The 16,111-nt window shown below is 70.1% G+C and carries 15 protein-coding genes and 1 pseudogene; 9 read left to right on the forward strand and 7 right to left on the reverse strand.

Annotated features, from left to right (window positions below; genetic code table 11):
- Nucleotides 1-150: 150 nt before the first annotated feature.
- The 6 genes and pseudogenes from OHA17_RS38715 to OHA17_RS38740 all read left to right on the forward strand — a co-directional run bounded on the left by OHA17_RS38715 (nt 151) and on the right by OHA17_RS38740 (nt 7,277).
- Nucleotides 151-1,344: a CaiB/BaiF CoA transferase family protein gene (locus OHA17_RS38715; RefSeq protein ID WP_406510441.1), complete on the forward strand. Its 1,194-nt coding sequence runs from the start codon at nt 151-153 to the stop codon at nt 1,342-1,344.
- Nucleotides 1,345-1,404: 60 nt separating this feature from the next.
- On the forward strand, nt 1,405-2,574 hold the full coding sequence (locus OHA17_RS38720; protein WP_406510442.1) for an acyl-CoA dehydrogenase family protein: 1,170 nt from the start codon (nt 1,405-1,407) through the stop codon (nt 2,572-2,574).
- A complete protein-coding gene (locus OHA17_RS38725) occupies nt 2,574-3,641 on the forward strand; it encodes an acyl-CoA dehydrogenase family protein (RefSeq protein ID WP_406510443.1) in 1,068 nt (355 codons plus the stop codon). The genes OHA17_RS38720 and OHA17_RS38725 overlap by 1 nt, the downstream gene beginning before the upstream one ends.
- A gap of 119 nt (nt 3,642-3,760) precedes the next feature.
- Nucleotides 3,761-5,335 (forward strand): annotated as a pseudogene (locus tag OHA17_RS38730) (BTAD domain-containing putative transcriptional regulator); the annotation flags it as partial.
- Nucleotides 5,336-5,870: 535 nt separating this feature from the next.
- Complete coding sequence (locus OHA17_RS38735) at nt 5,871-6,398, forward strand: hypothetical protein (RefSeq protein ID WP_406510444.1); 528 nt, start codon at nt 5,871-5,873, stop codon at nt 6,396-6,398.
- A 47-nt stretch (nt 6,399-6,445) separates the two neighbouring features.
- Nucleotides 6,446-7,277 (forward strand): IS5 family transposase gene (locus tag OHA17_RS38740; RefSeq protein WP_406510932.1). Its coding sequence is split into 2 segments (ribosomal slippage): nt 6,446-6,753 and nt 6,752-7,277, totalling 834 coding nucleotides; the frame shifts between segments, so codons are not numbered across the junction.
- A gap of 27 nt (nt 7,278-7,304) precedes the next feature.
- Here OHA17_RS38740 and OHA17_RS38745 read toward each other — a convergent pair.
- The 5 genes from OHA17_RS38745 to OHA17_RS38765 form a co-directional block, all read right to left on the reverse strand.
- Nucleotides 7,305-8,786, reverse strand: coding sequence for a ferredoxin (locus OHA17_RS38745; RefSeq protein WP_406510445.1), 1,482 nt, complete (start codon nt 8,784-8,786; stop codon nt 7,305-7,307).
- A complete protein-coding gene (locus tag OHA17_RS38750; RefSeq protein WP_406510446.1) occupies nt 8,783-9,616 on the reverse strand; it encodes a hypothetical protein in 834 nt (277 codons plus the stop codon). Before OHA17_RS38750 ends, OHA17_RS38745 begins: the two co-directional genes overlap by 4 nt.
- A 1,139-nt stretch (nt 9,617-10,755) precedes the next feature.
- Nucleotides 10,756-10,893: a hypothetical protein gene (locus OHA17_RS38755; RefSeq protein WP_406510447.1), complete on the reverse strand. Its 138-nt coding sequence runs from the start codon at nt 10,891-10,893 to the stop codon at nt 10,756-10,758.
- Nucleotides 10,878-11,123 carry a hypothetical protein gene (locus OHA17_RS38760; RefSeq protein WP_406510448.1) on the reverse strand — a complete coding sequence of 82 codons (246 nt, stop codon included), beginning with the start codon at nt 11,121-11,123 and terminating at the stop codon, nt 10,878-10,880. Before OHA17_RS38760 ends, OHA17_RS38755 begins: the two co-directional genes overlap by 16 nt.
- Nucleotides 11,124-11,285: 162 nt before the next feature.
- The gene (locus OHA17_RS38765; protein WP_406510449.1) at nt 11,286-12,416 is read right to left on the reverse strand and encodes a haloacid dehalogenase-like hydrolase; all 1,131 of its coding nucleotides are present in this window, start codon (nt 12,414-12,416) and stop codon (nt 11,286-11,288) included.
- Nucleotides 12,417-12,633: 217 nt separating this feature from the next.
- On the opposite strand from OHA17_RS38765, the gene OHA17_RS38770 reads away from it, so the two are divergent.
- From OHA17_RS38770 to OHA17_RS38780, 3 genes are all read left to right on the forward strand, one after another.
- Nucleotides 12,634-12,864: a hypothetical protein gene (locus tag OHA17_RS38770; RefSeq protein ID WP_406510450.1), complete on the forward strand. Its 231-nt coding sequence runs from the start codon at nt 12,634-12,636 to the stop codon at nt 12,862-12,864.
- Between the two features lie 22 nt (nt 12,865-12,886).
- A complete protein-coding gene (locus OHA17_RS38775; RefSeq protein WP_406510451.1) occupies nt 12,887-13,222 on the forward strand; it encodes a hypothetical protein in 336 nt (111 codons plus the stop codon).
- Between the two features lie 504 nt (nt 13,223-13,726).
- Nucleotides 13,727-14,056: a helix-turn-helix domain-containing protein gene (locus OHA17_RS38780; RefSeq protein ID WP_398882289.1), complete on the forward strand. Its 330-nt coding sequence runs from the start codon at nt 13,727-13,729 to the stop codon at nt 14,054-14,056.
- A 31-nt stretch (nt 14,057-14,087) separates the two neighbouring features.
- Here OHA17_RS38780 and OHA17_RS38785 read toward each other — a convergent pair whose 3' ends face one another.
- Both OHA17_RS38785 and OHA17_RS38790 read right to left on the reverse strand, forming a co-directional pair.
- Complete coding sequence (locus tag OHA17_RS38785; protein ID WP_406510452.1) at nt 14,088-14,822, reverse strand: hypothetical protein; 735 nt, start codon at nt 14,820-14,822, stop codon at nt 14,088-14,090.
- A 591-nt stretch (nt 14,823-15,413) separates the two neighbouring features.
- Entirely contained in the window at nt 15,414-16,031 is a 618-nt protein-coding gene (locus tag OHA17_RS38790) for a hypothetical protein (protein WP_406510453.1), read from the reverse strand.
- Between the last annotated feature and the right edge of the window lie 80 nt (nt 16,032-16,111).

The following is a 16,111-nucleotide window of genomic DNA, read 5'->3' on the forward strand; positions in this document are numbered from 1 at the left end:
GCCCAGATCTTCGTGGGCCCGCGCCTTCCCCAAGCTCTCGGCTTCGCTCAAGCAGGGGAGACCTCATCGGCACGGCACCACATGTCCGTCGCCGCCCGTACCGCACCACCGTTCGCCCACCCCACCCGATACCCCAGGAGACACCGGAAGATGCCCAAGAACCCGAGCGGTCAGTCCGGCCGAGGACTCCTCGCCGGAGTCCGCGTCATCGAACTGGCCAGCGTGATCATGGCTCCGTACGCCGCCCAGCAACTCGGCGACCTGGGCGCGGACGTGATCAAGGTCGAGCCGCCCACGGGCGACATGACGCGCCATTACCCACCGCGGCGCCACCCCGGCATGGGCGGCCCGACATTGAACCTGAACCGCAACAAGCGCAGCGCCGCCATCGATCTCAAGGCCCCGCACGGCCGCGATGCCCTGCTCGCCCTGCTGCGCACCGCCGATGTCTTCATCACCAACCTGCGCCCGCAGGCCCTGGAGAAGCTCCGTCTGGGCTACGACGAGGTCGCGGCCGTCAACCCCGGCCTCATCTACGCCAATGCCCAGGGTTTCCGCAGCGACAGCCGCTACGGCACCCATGCCGCCTACGACGACATCATCCAGGCGGCCAGCGGCCTGGTCTGGCTCAACCACCAGGTCTCCGGCCAGCCCCACTACGTACCCACCGTGCTGGCCGACAAGATCTGCGGCATGCAGATCGCCCAGTCGGTACTGGCCGCGCTGCACTACCGGGAGCACGGCGGCACCGGGCAGCACATCGAGGTGCCGATGGCCGACACCATGCTCGCCTTCAACCTGGTCGAGCACCTGGGCGCGGCCGCCCTGGAGGCCGACGGGGCGTTCGGTTCGGCCCGCTCGCTCAGCCCGCAGCGCCGTGCACAGCGCACCGCCGACGGCTGGATGTGCATCCTGCCGCACAGCGACCGCAACTGGCGGGACTTCACCGCCTTCGTCAACCGCCCCGAGCTGGCCGAAGACCCGCGTTTCGCCACCGGACCCGACCGGGCCCGCAACGCCGACATGTTCTATCCGCTACTCGCGGAGCTGACACCGCAGCACACCAGCGCCGCATGGCAGGAGTTCTGCGACCGGGCGGGCATCGCCGCCGCCCCGGTGCTCGACCTGGAGTCAGCCGCCACCACCGCCTACGCCCGAGAGGGCGGCCTGCTGCACGAGGCCGACCACCCCACCGAGGGCCGCTACCGGGTCATCGGCCGACCGGTGCGCTACTCGGCCGACCCGGAGCCCGAACTGCGGCCCTGCCCGGGCATCGGCCAGCACACCGACGAGGTGCTCCGCGAAGCCGGCTTCGACCCTTCCCTGCTGCACCCCACAGGCTGACCGAATTCCGTAACGCAAGAAATACATCCATTGATTCACCAACCCGGGAGCGAATGAACCATGTCGCCTTCGACGCTTTCACCGATCGCATTCCCCGATGTCGCCCTGCCCGAATCGGCCCGCCGACTCCGTACCGAGGTCCGCGCCTTCCTCGACCAGGAGCGCGCCCGCGGTACCGTGCTCGGCCGCCCCGACTCCTGGCTGGCCGGCTGGGACCCCGACTTCAGCCGCCGTCTCGCCGAGCGCGGCTGGGTCGGCATGGCCCTGCCCACCGAGTACGGCGGCGCGGGCCGCGGCTTCCTGGAGCGCTACGTGGTGATCGAGGAACTGCTCGCTGCCGGAGCCCCGGTCAGCGCCCACTGGGTCGCCGACCGGCAGGCCGGCCCGTCCATCCTCCAGCACGGCACCGAGGAGCAGCGCCGCTTCTTCCTGCCGAGGATCGCCGCCGGACGGTGCTTCTTCTCCATCGGCATGAGCGAGAAGAGCAGTGGATCCGACCTCGCCTCGGTAGTCACCCGCGCCGAACGCGCCGCCGGTGGCTGGCGGTTGACCGGCACCAAGATGTGGACCGGCGGTGCCCACGTCAACGACTACGCCATCGTGCTGGCCCGCACCGATGAGGCCGAGGACAAGCACGCCGGGCTCAGCCAGTTCATCGTCGACCTGCGTGCCCCGGGCGTACAGGTCGAGCCGATCCGGCTGATGAGCGGCGAGCACCGCTTCAACGCCCTCCACCTCGAAGGCGTCGACGTCCCCGACGGCATGCTGCTGGGGCAGCAGGGCGGCGGCTGGAAGCAGGTCACCGGCGAGCTCGCCTTCGAACGCAGCGGCCCGGAACGCTACCTGTCCACCTTCCCCCTGCTGGTCTCCCTGCTCCGCGAACTGGAGCAGCGCGGCCCTGCGGTCGAACAGCTCACCCAGGTAGGCATCCTGACGGCCCGTCTGCACGGCATCCGCCGACTGTCCCTCGGCGTGGCCGCGGCCCTGGACGCCGGAGCCTCGCCCGACACGCAGGCCGCCCTGGTCAAGGACCTCGGCACCCAGCTGGAGGTCGCGCTGGTCGACACCGTCCGCAGCATCCTGCCGACCCCGGCCGACCCGCACGCCACCCCTGGCAGCCACTCCGAACTGCTCGCCTTCGCCCTGCTGCACAGCCCCGGATACACCCTGCGCGGCGGCACCAACGAAATCCTTCGCGGCATCATCACTCGCGGTCTGGAGCAGCACTGATGAACACCCACACGATCGATACCACCGCACCCGTCATCTCCGCCGACGCCTACGACACCACTGCCTTCTACTCCGATGCGGGCGTCATCGCCACCGTCACCAACACCACCGCCCCCGACGCCGTGGCCCTCCCGCCCGAGGACGTCTCCACCGCCGAACTCCTCGCCGCCGCCCAGGAGGCGGGACGCCGCGCCGTCCCCGCTCCCCTCGCCGAGACCGCCCTGGTCGCCCGGCCGCTGCTGCGCCGCGTCGGCCTTCCCGTCCCGGACGGCCCACTCAGCTACGCCATCGCCCCCGAGCTCACCGTCCGTTACGCCCACCCGGCCGCCTCTCCCGTCGGCTCGGCCGGCTGCCTGGGGGACGAGGACACTCTGCTGGTCACCGGCACCCTGCGCCGCGTCCCCTGGGCCCGCGCCGCCACCACCGTGACCGTCCTGGCGACCGCCCCCTCCGGCCCCGTCCTGTTCACGCTCACCCCGGATCAGGCCGTTCTCACCCCCGGCGGCAACCTCGCCGAGGAACCCCGCGACGACCTGCACCTCGCCGCCCTTGAGATCCCTGCCTCACAGGTCCGCCGGATCGTCCCCGGACTCCTCGACGAGGCTCGGCTCCGCGCGGCCCTGGCCCGCTCCGCCCTGATCGCCGGTGCCGCCGAACGCTGCGCCGAGCTGACGGTCGCCCACACCACCGCCCGCACCCAGTTCGGTCGTCCGCTCAGCCGCTTCCAGGCCGTCAAGCAGGAGGAAGCGCGCCTGATCGAGGAAGCCGCGCTGGTACGGGCCTCCGTCCAGGCCGCCGCCGTGCCCCTGGACACCGGCGGGGTGGCCGCCCACTTCGCCGTCGCCGCCGCCAAGACCCAGGCATCCGCCTCGGCCGCCGAGATCGCCCGCATCGCCCACCAACTCCACGGCGCCATCGGCATCACCCAGCTCAACCCGCTCCACCTCGCCACCACCCGCCTGTGGTCCTGGCGCGACGAAGACGGCGACGAAACTTACTGGGCACGCCGCGTGGCCCGGTCCGTGAAGGCCACCGCCCTCTGGCCCGCCCTCACCGCCGAGCCCTGATCCCTCGTCCCATCGCCTCCGCCGCCGACCGGCCCGACCTGGTCGGTGGCGGAGCAGCGCGGTATCCGTAGGCGAGACGTCCCGATCCCCAGTAGCCCCCGGAAGATAGGGTTCCGTCCATGGAGTTCCAGGTCCTCGGTCCCGTGTCGGTCAGCGGGAGCGACGGGCCGTTGCCGCTCGGGCCCGCCAAGCGGCGCAGCCTGCTCGCGATGCTGTTGCTGCGGGCCAATGTCGCGGTCTCCGTCGACACACTCACCGAGGCGCTGTGGGACGACGAACCTCCCCTGCACGCCCGCACCGTGATACAAGGCCATGTCTCGCGCCTGCGGGCACTGTTGGCGGGCGTCGACGCATCGGCGTACGGCGTCGAGCTGAGCACGCGCGGCGACGCGTACCACCTGGAACTGCCGGAGACGCTGCTCGACGCCCACCGCTTCGAGGGTCTTGTGGCGCTCGCCCGCCGCGCCACAGACCCCGGTGACAGGGCCGCGCTGCTCACCGAGGCGCTCGCCCTGTGGCAGGGCCCCGCGCTGGTCGGCGCCTACCCGTCGCCGCTGCTGCGCTCCGCCGCGCACACCCTGGACGAGGCGCGGCTCGCCGCGGTCGAGCTGCTCGCCGACACGTACGTCGCGGGCGGTGAACACGAGCGCGCCGTCCAGCTGTTGCGGCCGGAGACCGGGGCCCATCCGCTGCGCGAGCCGCTGACCGCCCGGCTGGTCGAGGCGCTGCACCACGCGGGGCGTTCCTCGGAGGCCCTGGACGCCTACCACCGCGCCCGCCGGGTCCTCGCCGACGAGCTCGGCGTCGGTCCGGGCACCGAGCTGACCGCCGCCTTCACCCTCGCCCTCGGCCCCGACAGTGCGGTCCGGGCCGATACGCCCCAACCCGCCCTGGAACCAGCGCAGTTCCGGCCCGACCTGCTGCCCCGTACCCCGCGCGGATTCCACGGCCGCACCGCCGAGAGCGCCGCGCTGACCGCGGCCGCGGCCGGACCTGACGGGCCGGTCGTCGTGGTCACCGGGCCCGCCGGGGTCGGCAAGACCGCGCTGGCCGTGCACTGGGCGGCCGGCCGGCGCGCCGACTTCCCCGACGGGACGCTCTACGCCGATCTGCGCGGGTTCAGCGACACCTCGGACCCCGAACCGGCCGAGCTGCTGCGGGAGTTCCTCGTCGCTCTCGACGTTCCACCGTGCCGGATGCCCGAGTCGGCGCACGCCTCCGGCGCCCTGTTTCGCTCGCTCACCGCCGAACTGCGCCTGCTCGTCGTCCTCGACAACGCCCGTACCTCCGCCCAGGTGCGCCCGCTGCTGCCCACGGGACCCGGCTGTGTCACCGTCGTCACCAGCCGTGCCCGCCTCACCGGTCTCGTCGCCTCCGACGCCGCCCGCGTCCTCGCCCTCGACGTCCTCGCCACCGACGACAGCGTGGCTCTGCTCACCCGCGTCCTCGGCGAGCATCGCACCGCCGCCGAGCCCCAAGCGGCCCGCCGCACAGCCGAGTTGTGCGGCGGGCTGCCGCTCGCGCTGCGGGTCGCCGCCGCTCGGCTCGTGGAACTCCCCGCCCTCGGCCTCGCCTCCCTCGCCGACCGGCTCGCCGACGAGCGCCAGCGGCTCGCGCTGCTCGCCGCCGAGGACATCGGCGTCGCCTCCGCGCTGCGGCTCACCACCGCCCACCTCCCCGCCGACGCCGCGCAGCTGTTCACCGTGCCAGGCCCCGGGTGAATGCCTGCGCGCCCCGGGTTGGCGGGGAGCCTTGCGGGTCTGTGGGGCGGCGTGTACGCCGCACTCGGCGAGCCGCTTGGGCTGCTCTGCCGCTCGCGCACGGAGGGAAGCAGGGGTATGCGTTCCTGGTCATGCCCCGCGTGGGAGCGCCGACGCCGAGATGATCGCCCAGCGGTACGCGTCCGACGGCCTGTTTGACGTGGTGGCTACGGCCAGTGACCCGGTCAAGGGGTGGGAGTCTGAGGGCGGCTAAGCAGCATCTGATGGCTCTGACCCGGACGGTGGATCTGTTGCTGTTGCGGGCGAGAGCCTCGGCGGTGGCGTCGCCTTGGCGCGGACGTGCGGGCAGGCTCTCGTTCAGGTGAATTGTGGTGACACAGTCGAGTTGTGTGCGTGCGCAGCTCATGCTGAATGCGACTGATCGGCTGATCGGGAGGTATGCGACATGAGGCTTGGATCATCTCGTTGGGCTCGTGCTGGCGTGGTAGCTGCCGTCATGGGCGTCTGTGTGCCTGCCTTCGCAGGCACCGCGCACGCTGCCCCGTCGTCGAGGCTGCTCTTCTCGGCCGACGGTGGCGCGACCTGGAGCTCGGACGTCAGCACATCATCGGGCGCTACGGTTCTCGCAAGGATTTGGTCATACAACGACACCGGCGCCACGATCCACAACGCCTCGGTCACCACGTCGCTGCCCAGCGGTACGACACTGATCCCCAACTCCACGCAGGACTGCCTGAGCCCCAGCACAACCGACCCGGCTTGGCCCTCGGGCGACAGCTCCGAAACCTGCGGCGGGCCGGTCACCGACGCGGCCGTCTGGTCGGGCAACAAGCTCACCACCAGCCCGACAGCAGGCATCCAAGGACGCTCGACCACGGCCACTTCGGGCGACCTCACGACAGGCTGGAGCTACGTGAGGTTCTCGATGACCACGCCCTACGTGGACTCGACTAGCACCATCACCGAGACCGCAAGTCTCAACGGGTCCGGGACAGGACATCCGTCGTCCAGCGGGACGATCACTGTGTCGGACTAGGGCCTGTCGCCAATTGACGATCTTGAGTGGTGGACCATGGTTGGGTGATACGCCGTCATGAACTGTCCGATGCGGAGTGGGAGTTCGTCCGTCCGCTGCTGCCCGCGCCTTTGCGGGGGCGGAAGAGGTTGGACGACCGGAGGGTCCTCAACGGGATCGTGTGGAAGTTCCGTACCGGGGTGGCCTGGCGGGATGTGCCCGAGCGGTACGGGGCGTGGGCCACGCTCCACACCCGTTTCCGTCGCTGGGCCAAGGACGGCACCTTCGAGCGGATGCTCCGGTCCGCACAAGCGAAAGCCGACGCGGCCGGTGACATCGACTGGCTGGTGTCGGTGGACTCTGCCGTCGTGCGCACACCAGCATGCCGCCGGGGCTCGAAAAGGGGGCTCCGGTCAACCGGCGCTCGGGCGCTCACGGGGCGGCCTGACCAGCAAGATCCACCTGGCCTGCGACGCGTTCGGCCGGCCGCTCTCCTTCACCCTCACGGGCGGGAACACCAACGACTGCACCCAGTTCACCGCCGTGATGGAGGCGATACGGGTGCCCCGGATCGGCCCCGGACGACCGCGGCGGCTGCGGCCCGCCCATGTCCTGGGCGACAAGGGCTACAGCTCGAAAGCGATCCGGACCTGGCTGCGGCACCGGGGCATCGCGCACACCATCCCGGAGCGGGCCGACCAGGTACGCAACCGTGCCCGGCGCGGCAGCCGGGGCGGTCGTGCACCCCGCTTCGACAAACAGCTCTGCAAACAACGCAACGTCGTGGAGCGGTGCTTCAACCGACTGAAGCAATGGCGTGGCATCGCGACCCGCTACGACAAGACCGCCGAGTCCTACCAAGCAGCCGTCACCCTCGCATCACTCCTGATGTGGGCGTGACACTTTGACGACAACTCCCAGGGGGCGTCATACGGGACGGCGGAGACGCATTGCCAGGGCCGGGCACTGGTTGACGGCGCGGCGGGCGTCGTGCTCCTGCCAGGGGGCGACCGGGATCGTGGCGGAGGTGGGGTAGCCGTGCGGGCCGAGGCGAATGACGCCGGGGGCCAGCACGGCGCACAGACCATGGCCGGTGCAGCGGGACCAGTCCACCTCGAGCCGGGCGCCCTTCGCGAGTGGGAGGGGCAGTACTCCGCGTACGCCCCGGCCGCAGCCGGGGCCGGACAGGTGGGCGTCGACGTCCTCGGAGAAGACATCCAGCGCGGTGAGCAGGAAGCGGGCCGTGCCGTCCGGGTGCGAGCATGCGCCACCGGCCTGGGCCGCGCCGAGGGCTCGCCGGGCGTCCTCCAGTACTGCGGGCTCGACAGCACTGGCGGCCAGCATGGCCAGCGCCTCAGCGGCTTCGGGCAGGCCGCGTTTGCACGGTCCGCACTGACCGGCGGACTCGGCCGCCAGCCAGGCCGCTACCTGGGCGGTCTCGCCGAGCGGGCAGGTGTCGTCGGGGAGCGCGATGATCGCGCCCGCACCGAGGGTCCCGCCGAGGGCGGCGAGACCGGCGCGGGAGAGCGGAGCGTCGGCGGCCACCGATGGGTGCAGCCAGGCGCCGTGATAGCCGCCCACCAGCACTCCGGCGCCCGGCTGGAGGCCGCAGGCGTCCAGTACCGGGCCCAACTGGGTGCCGGTCGGAACTTCGACGACGAGCGGATCGGCGCCTGGCCGGTTGACGGTGAGCAGAATCGTGCCGGGTTCGGCGGCGGTGCCGACGGCGGTATAGGCGTCGGGTCCGAGCCGGGCCGCGAGGGCGAGTTGGGCCCAGGTCTCGGCGTTGGAGAGCAGCGTTGGGCGGCGGCGCACCCCGCCCGCTGCGCCGTCGGCCGCCCGGGTCTTCAGCAGCGCTGGTGTCACCGGCAGACCGTTGATGCCCCGGATCAGGGCCCCGGATTCGCCGGAGACGAAGCGTTCGGGCAGGGATACGGTCCGGGCCGGGCAGGGAAGTTCACGCTCGGCGAGGGCGGCCGGGACCGATATCTCGCCGGGGCTGCCCGCGGCGACGCCGATCACGATCTCCTCGGCGTCGAACGCGGCCGCGGCCAGGCAGGCGCCGTCCAGTACCAGGTGCGGCACACGGGCGAGCAGCATCTTGTCCTTGGCACTGGCCGGTTCGCCCTCCGCGCCGTTCACCACGATGACCGGCGCTGTGCCGGTGCGGTCGGCGGCGGCGAGCGTGGCCCGGGCCTTGCGGGCGAACGGGAAGCCGGCGCCGCCGCGGCCGGACAGTCCGACGGCCTCGGCGAGGGCGAGCAGATCCTCCTGGTCCGGTTCGGGGAGTGGCGGGTGGACACGGGTGTGGGCGGAGAGGTCCATGCGCTGATGGCGGTCCAGGCCGGCGGTCAGCCGGCCCGGATCCACCCAGCGCACCTCGGGCAGCTTCAGCGGGGCGTTCTTCATTCGCTGCTTCCGGGTTGGGCCAGGCGGAGCGGCCGGGGCCCTGGTCGCCTGGCGTGCTTCGGCTGTTTGGGTACGCCGTTACTCTGTGCGGATCGGCGGGTCGCCGTTGTCGGTGCTGCGGGCCAGGCGATCGGGCCGGCGCCGGTCGTGGGGCGCGGGGAGCGCGTGGACAGTGCGGACAGCGCGGCCGGGCGGACGGCAGCGGGCCGGTATGCCTTGGCGTCGCGCCGACGTCGGCTCCGGGTCCGGTGGCGGCCCAGATGGGAAAGGGAACGGACCAGCAGTGCGAGTGCCACCAGGGCCGCGCACAGGCCGTAGCCCCAGAGCACCCACGCGTGCGCCTTGCGCCCCGCCGCCAGCCCGTGCGCCAGGGAGATCGGCCAGCAGACGTATGCCGTCGAGTGCAGCACCCGCCACAGCCAGGGGCGGCGGCCGGCGAAGCGGCCGCGGAGCACGCCGGTGGCCGTGATCAGGACGAGCAGGTCGGCGGCGATGGTGCCCAGGCTCGCTGCGAGGGCGGTGCCGCCCGTGAAGGGGACAACCGCGGTCTGCGGAGCGGCGTGCCGCTCGACGACCTTGACCGCGATGTGGATGGCGAGGAAGCCGAGCGCCGCGACGGCGCTCGCCCGGTGCACCGACTGCACAGCCACCCGCAGTCGGGGGGTCAACACCAGCCGGTCGGTGGCGGCGAGCCCGCATGCGACCACAGCGGTCAGCGAGAGCAGGGTGAAGACGCCAGCGAAGTAGTCCAGGAAGGCCATAGTCCGGCCGACTGCTGCGGCCGACGCGGTGCCGAGCCCAGGATGAGCGAGCAGGGCGACGCTGGACATGGGGCACCTTCTTCCTTGCGCTCGGGTCGCGCAGCCAAGCCGTGGCGGGACCGGATCGGGATTTCGCATGCCCACGTCTTGGGGGCATCGCCGGGACGTGTGGCACTGACGGCACTACACGTCAGGGCACATCGTTAGCCCGGACCCAGCCCCGTGCCAATCGCCCCTGATACGGCCCACGACCGTATCGACCCCGGCATCGACCCCGGTTTCCGTGCGCAGGTGGCAGTTTGCCGCCAACGACCGTGCCTAGTAGTTGCCGAGAGCGACGTGACCAGGCTCACCCGTGCAGGTACGGGCAGTGTCAAGATCCCGGGCAAGGCGATCGCCTGGTCCAGCAGTACTGCGATCACGAAAAGTGCGGTATTCGCGGAGCTCGGATTGTGGGACACCGAGGCACCGAGACACCGGCGGGCCGGGGGAGCTGGTGTCGGCTGACTGCGGAGATGAAGTCGGCAGGAGAGCTGCGCGCGTGGATCAGGTCGGCCCCGGTGCGGCACGGTCCGGCCTTCATGAGGTCGGCGAGAGGACCGTGCGGGATCACCGATTCCGCCTCAGAGGCGCTGCTCCGGGTCTTCAAATGGCCCCGCTATCGAGCTGTGGAGATGGCCAGGGCGGGGCCACTTCTAGCTGCCCTCGAACGCGTGGCGGAGCCGGCGCGAGCCGCCCCGGTGGAGCCCGCTGTGGCTCTGGCACCGATCTTGGGGACCGGTCGCGGAGGGTCACTGGAGCAGGATCATCTTGCGGAGCAGTGCGAATCCGGCGCGTCCGTACAGCTGCCTTTTGATCTTCTTGATGCGTGCCACGGCACCCTCGGTTCCTCCAGAACTCCAGTGCAGGGGTCGGTCCGGCGACCACGGCCTCCAGGTCGGAGGTCAGTCCACGGGCGAAGCCGGTGATGCCGGGCAGTGCCGCAGCGTAGGCGGCGTCGATCCAGGGACGCAGTGGCCGGGCGTTCGAGATGCCCTGGTGAGGCCGATGGGAGTTGTAGAAGTCTTCGAATCATCATGCCGCGTTGATCGCCAGTTGTACCAGAGTGCCAACTCAAGTGACGCGGTCGACATACGTATGCCGTGCCCCGCGCACACCGACCCCCACCAGGGAGGGTGGGTTTTCGGCAAGCGCAAGGTCGTTCAGGTTCATGCAGCGGTCGCGGTTCGGGCGGGCGTCAGCTCCGGGAAGGCGTCCTCCCACACGTCACGGGCCAGGTGACTGATCAAGGTCCGCAGCACCGGCCACTGTGCGATGAGCAGGTCCCGGTTCAGGAAGTCCACCACGTCCTGCTGCTGTCCCTCGGCGAGGACGGTCGGTACAAGCCCATTCGCGGGCGCAGGGCGTCCATGTCGAAGGAGCGTCGACCCGACCAGACCACGTGCAGCGGCAGGTTGACCATGCCGTGCGCGGGACCTTGCAGGTCCTCCAGCCGGGCGGGCAGCCGCCGGATGTAGCGGGCGCGCAGGATCTCGCCGGCATTGGGCACCGGGAAACGGGAGGACGTGACAGCCATGTCCCGATTTCGCCTGCCGGACCCGGGCTGGTCACCCCGGACACCGAACTGGATGCCCGATGCGGTGGGACTGGGGCGGGGCTCGGCGGGCGAGGCGGACCGAAGCCGCTGCACCGGGGGACCCGGACGCCGTGCGGCGGGAGTGACCCCCAGGTGGAACGACTAGCGGATTTCGTCCGGCACCACCGTCAGCCACCGTTTGTCCGCGGTCACCTTCTGCCCCAGCTCCCGCTGCCGGTCGGCGTTCTTCCGCTTCATCCCGTCCAGCTGCTTCATGTACGCGTCCTTGCGGTTGACCCATACCCGCGCCCCGCCGTGCTCCACGTCCGCCGAATGGAACAGCATCGGGCCGTCGCTCGCCGGGGTGTCGCCCGCCACCAGGACGGGCTTCTTCCACTCGTCGATGTACGTGTTGATGGCAGCGGGCTTGCCCTGGTACCAGGTCAGCGGCGCCCACAGGTTCGGCGTCAGCTCACGCCCGGCGAGCTTCTTCTCGTCGAAGCGGCCCTCCGCGATCTCCTTGCGGGAGCTGGTGACCTCGCCCGTCTTGCGGTCCTTGAGCTGCATGGAGACGCCGATGACGTTCTCGGGCTTCACGTTGTAGCCGTACTTGGGGTCGGTAAGGACCATCCGCACCAGGTCCTCGCTGGCCGCGCTGACGACGTACACCTCGATGCCGTGCGCGCGCAGCGACTTGTAGAGCTCCTGCATGCCGGTGAAGAACTCGGGCGCCTCGACCTCAGTCTTCGTCAGCTTCCCGTCCTCGTAGTACTCGGCGGGGATGGGCTTGTCGTAGGCGAGGAGATCGTCGACGTACCCCTTGAGCTCCTTCAGCCTAAATCCGGAGAAGATCTGCGCGGCCCACGGATAGCAGACCTGGTCGTCGACCTCGCAGAGCCGGTTGTAGTAGCTGTAGAGGCTCTCCTTGTGCTTCGCCGTGTCCTTGAAGGGGATGATCTTCAGCGACGGGTCCATCGACTTGCGGGTCAGCACCCCCTTCATCTCCAGGAAGGAGAGGAGGGATTCCTCCAGGTCGTTGCGGTACGTCGTGTTGTCCGCGTCGAAGACGGCGTACGCGCCCTTGTGGTCGTTATTCGCGATGATCTTCCCCAGCTCCGTCGCGACCGGCTTGGGCCAGTGCGGCAGCTCGGCCGCGGTCCGGGCAGTCTTCGCAGAGGCGTCCGCGGCCGTCGCGTCCGCGCTCGGCCCAAGCGCCGTCCCCGCGAGTACCGCCGCGGTGAGCACGCCCGCCGTGCCGAGTACGGCCAGTTTGCTCTTTGCCCTTACTGCCATGCTGCGTGCCCCCTGAGAGCGGTCTGCGCCCCGTCCGGAGCGGCGGGTCATCGTACGAGGTCGGACAGCGGATTCCCATGATCGACGTCACCGGACGTAGCGGGCATGGAATGACCGCGCGCGGGTAGCCGCATCGGACGCCCTCGGGTGCTCGGCGGATGCTCATCGGGCGCCAGGACCTGCTTCGGCGCCGATGCCAGCGCGGGATCGCGTCGGGGTGGACCAGCAGCCGCAGCTGCCGGAGGACCTCGAGGGGCAGCGGCGCGAGGAACACCGCGAGAAAGGCCCGGTCCTCGCGTGTGAATGTGACCTTCTCGCTGCCGAGTTGGCGCTGCTCGCCTCGTTCACGGTCGCCACGATTGATCAGGCGTTCATGGCGGTGCAGCAGGTGCGGTACGGGGCGCTGCGTCTGCTGGGGTTGTCGGGGCGGACGGTCGTCATCCGATGAGGCGCATGCCCACAGCGTCTACATGCGCCGTCAGATGCTGCGGTTGCTGCACTGGCTGGGGGCGCTGGCGACGCCGGTGGTGGTGCTGTCCGCGACCCTGGATCCGGAGGTGGCCGGTGAGCTGGTGGCCGCCTACCGCGGCGGCGCCGGGACGGGCGGGGGCCGGGTTGAGGAGGCAGCGGCGGTGCAATATCCGGGCTGGCTGTTCGCCGCCCGGGACGGGGCGGTGCGGCGGATCGACGAGCGGGACCGGGTGGTGCACGCCCGGCAGACGGACACCGTCGGGCCGCCCAGACCCGAGTGCTCCTTCCTCACGGGCGCGGATGGCTGCCGACGGCAGCCGGGGCCGGGGAGTTGAGGCATGTGAGTGTCGGAGTCCGCGGCGAGTTGCGTCTCCACCGGCCGAACATGGCCAGTGGCGTCCCGCCGGCACGCGCCCGGTTCACTTGCCTGCTCGCAGGCAAGAACTCGACGGCCCCCCTTGGCCTGGCCACAGCGGCGCGGCCGGAGCGCACGGATCGGAGGACCCTTCCCGTATCGCCGCCGTGCAGGCTCCTGCGACAGAGCGCGGTTCGGTGCACAGGAGGAACTGCGACCCGGACTGTGCGGCGACGCAGGGCTCTGTTGTGCAGGATCCTGATGATCCAGAAGGGCCCATTTTCCGGACCGGGTGCATAGCCCGCAAATGAATGGCCGAATAGCGCCGCTCACAGCGTCATTGCTGGTCATGAGGTGGCGAACAGGGATGAATGATGACGTTGGATCAATTCTTTGCCGTGAAGGGGCTTTTAGGTAAGGCTAAACGTGGGAAGCTCTCAGTAGAGGGCGACGCAGTGCGGCGCTGTGACTACCGGGGGTGGCTATGGCCTGGCGGAACCGCGACGAGACCCGGGAGTTAGCCGGCATCCAGCTCACCCATCAGGCGACGGCGTCGTTGGCGGGGCTGCTGGCGGAACGCAACGTGACGCGTGGTCAGCTCGCACAGCTCATGGGCGTGTCCGCCGGGAGAGTCAGCCAGATCCTCTCGGGGGACGAGAACCTCACCCTCAAGTCGCTGGCCAGCATCGCCTCGTCGCTGGATGCCTCTGTGGAGGTTCGCTTCTTCGACGCACCGCTCGCCGGCCAGCCGGACCGCAATGAGGCGGGCGTCCCAGGGGGCCCGGCCCAGCCTTATGTCCCTTCCGGCCGTTAGCCGGCCGACGGATTCGTCGGCCGGTGTCCGGTCAGCGGCGCCCGCGTCCACGGGAGACTTCCCCCGCGACCGGCCTGGTGCGTGCAGTGGGCATGCCCGCCATGCCGTGGGGCGCTCCGTCGTGGGCTAGCTTGGCCTTGAGGGCTTCGATCTTCCGGTCGTTGGTTCGGTTGCCCGTCTTGTAGGCGATGCCGAGCAGGGTGAGGCAGTGCTGTTCTGCCTCGGCCCTGGCTTTGCGGCACTTGCGCTCCAACCGTTCGACCTCTGCGGGTGAGGTTCCGCGAGCCTTGATCAGTTCGCGTTCCTGCGTCGCCCATCTCTGCACCGCGGTCTGTATGTTCTTGTGGGTGGCGGTGATGGTCCGGCGCCTCAGACTCAGCCGCTGGGCCGACGGACTGGCGGCATCGACACGCGCGATGAGGAAGCGCTGGACGTCCTCGGCGAAGTCTTCCAACTCGTGGGCCCAGCAGAAGCCGCCGGCCAGTCGGTCGCACCATTCAGCCTGTTGGTTGCTCAGCTGGTCGACCAGGTGGTCCAGGATCACGGAGTCGTAGGCTGTCAGGGTCTTGATGACGGCGCCCCCGCCAGGCTGCTGTCCCTTGTTGGTCGAGGTGCGCGACGCGACCCCCAATCCGGCAGCAGCGCCGAGGGCCAGCGGGGGCAGCCGTGAAGCGTGCGGTAGGAGGAAGGCGCTCACCAGGCCGGCGACGCAGGAGGTCCACACGACCACGAGCAGCGCCCACCGGCGGGATTTCCAGGTAGCCATCAGCCGTGCCTTGCCGTGGAACCTGACGAGGAGAGACCCCCAGGTCACCACGGCGCAGGTGGCAACTGGGATCCACCACTCATTTCCGGTCACGTCGCCCCCCGCTTCCCCCGCCCCGGGCTGGTGGACTGACTCAGCCCGGGCCGGTCCCCGCGCGCCCCGGGCTTCTCCTGGCGAAACGCAGTGCCCCCTGGACGCGGATACCCAAGGATGTTCCCACCGAGGTGATGCATATGCCAGTGAACCGAGCAACAGGTAGCGTGACGGAACACTTCGCGCCATCACCGAAAGGAATGGAATTCCTAGGACTAGCGTTGGGCCCCATTTTCCCCACAGGTAACACCAGTTAGGCGATCGGCCAGATTTCTGCATTTGCACACCATGAGCTGATGCTTGGAGGAGGGTTGGGCATCGCCGGGCATGTGGCTGAGCAGCCGATCTGGCCCTCTTGGCGCCTGGGCTGGCACTTGAGTGTCGGGGTTGGCCCGCGGGGTAGCGTCCCCGGTCACTGTGCTCGCTCTGAACAGGCGGAAGGGGTTCGTCAGTCAACTGACGACCCCTCATGCGACGTCGAGTCTGGCCTCCGGCACGTCAGGGCTCGTACTCGCGCGGCACGACCACCACAGCCCAGATGTCGATCTTGAGGAACTTGCCCCGTCTCAGACAGCGCTCCGCCTTTCGTGAGATCGCCCCCGCGTAGGCGCTCACAATCCCCAGCGTGACGCTGTCGATCAAGCTTGCCAGCACGCCAACGACAACACCCGCCTTCTTGGACCCGTAGGCGATCTTCTCGGTCTCTTCCTTGGAGAAATAGAACGTTTGGACGCCGCCGCGGTGTGGCCCAAAGTAGACGTGCTCTTCCCTGACCACTGCACCCCCAGCCAGTATTTCGACCGCCCGCCCACGAAAACAGCAATCGCGTGCTGTCGACGGATGGGTGAATTCCATCTTCGAGCTTTCCCCGCTCGCCGATTGATCACCCAGGACCAACTCCTGAGGACAGCTGAGGCGAGTGGGACGCAGCTCGACGTGGACGTCGATCCGCTGTGCGAGCAGGACCTGACTATGCCTGGCCGGGGCCGGTCCGGGCCGCTCGGGTGGCAGGCGGTCGAACTTACGCCGCGCCATTGGTTGGTACGGCCAAGGCATAGCCCTGATCGGTGACATCACGGCCACCGCGGCCGTCGGCAACGGCTGTGCCACCGTCAAGAGCCCTGTGGAAGAGCGGTGCCCATCTACCGGCCTTCGGAGGCCGGTTGAGGCTTCGAGATGTAACGCGGGTGGAAGTC

Source organism: Streptomyces sp. NBC_00212 (assembly GCF_045206365.1).
In the GTDB taxonomy this organism is placed as follows: Bacteria; Actinomycetota; Actinomycetes; order Streptomycetales; family Streptomycetaceae; genus Streptomyces.

Bases quoted from the DNA above. Each gene is read 5' to 3' on its own strand.
- OHA17_RS38775 (WP_406510451.1), top strand. From the start codon at position 12,887: ATGCGCCGTCAGATGCTGCGGTTGCTGCACTGGCTGGGGGCGCTGGCG.
- OHA17_RS38780 (WP_398882289.1), top strand. From the start codon at position 13,727: ATGGCCTGGCGGAACCGCGACGAGACCCGGGAGTTAGCCGGCATCCAG.
- OHA17_RS38745 (WP_406510445.1), bottom strand. From the start codon at position 8,786: ATGAAGAACGCCCCGCTGAAGCTGCCCGAGGTGCGCTGGGTGGATCCG.
- OHA17_RS38785 (WP_406510452.1), bottom strand. From the start codon at position 14,822: ATGGCTACCTGGAAATCCCGCCGGTGGGCGCTGCTCGTGGTCGTGTGG.
- OHA17_RS38720 (WP_406510442.1), top strand. From the start codon at position 1,405: ATGTCGCCTTCGACGCTTTCACCGATCGCATTCCCCGATGTCGCCCTG.
- OHA17_RS38765 (WP_406510449.1), bottom strand. From the start codon at position 12,416: ATGGCAGTAAGGGCAAAGAGCAAACTGGCCGTACTCGGCACGGCGGGC.
- OHA17_RS38760 (WP_406510448.1), bottom strand. From the start codon at position 11,123: ATGGCTGTCACGTCCTCCCGTTTCCCGGTGCCCAATGCCGGCGAGATC.
- OHA17_RS38725 (WP_406510443.1), top strand. From the start codon at position 2,574: ATGAACACCCACACGATCGATACCACCGCACCCGTCATCTCCGCCGAC.
- OHA17_RS38715 (WP_406510441.1), top strand. From the start codon at position 151: ATGCCCAAGAACCCGAGCGGTCAGTCCGGCCGAGGACTCCTCGCCGGA.
- OHA17_RS38750 (WP_406510446.1), bottom strand. From the start codon at position 9,616: ATGTCCAGCGTCGCCCTGCTCGCTCATCCTGGGCTCGGCACCGCGTCG.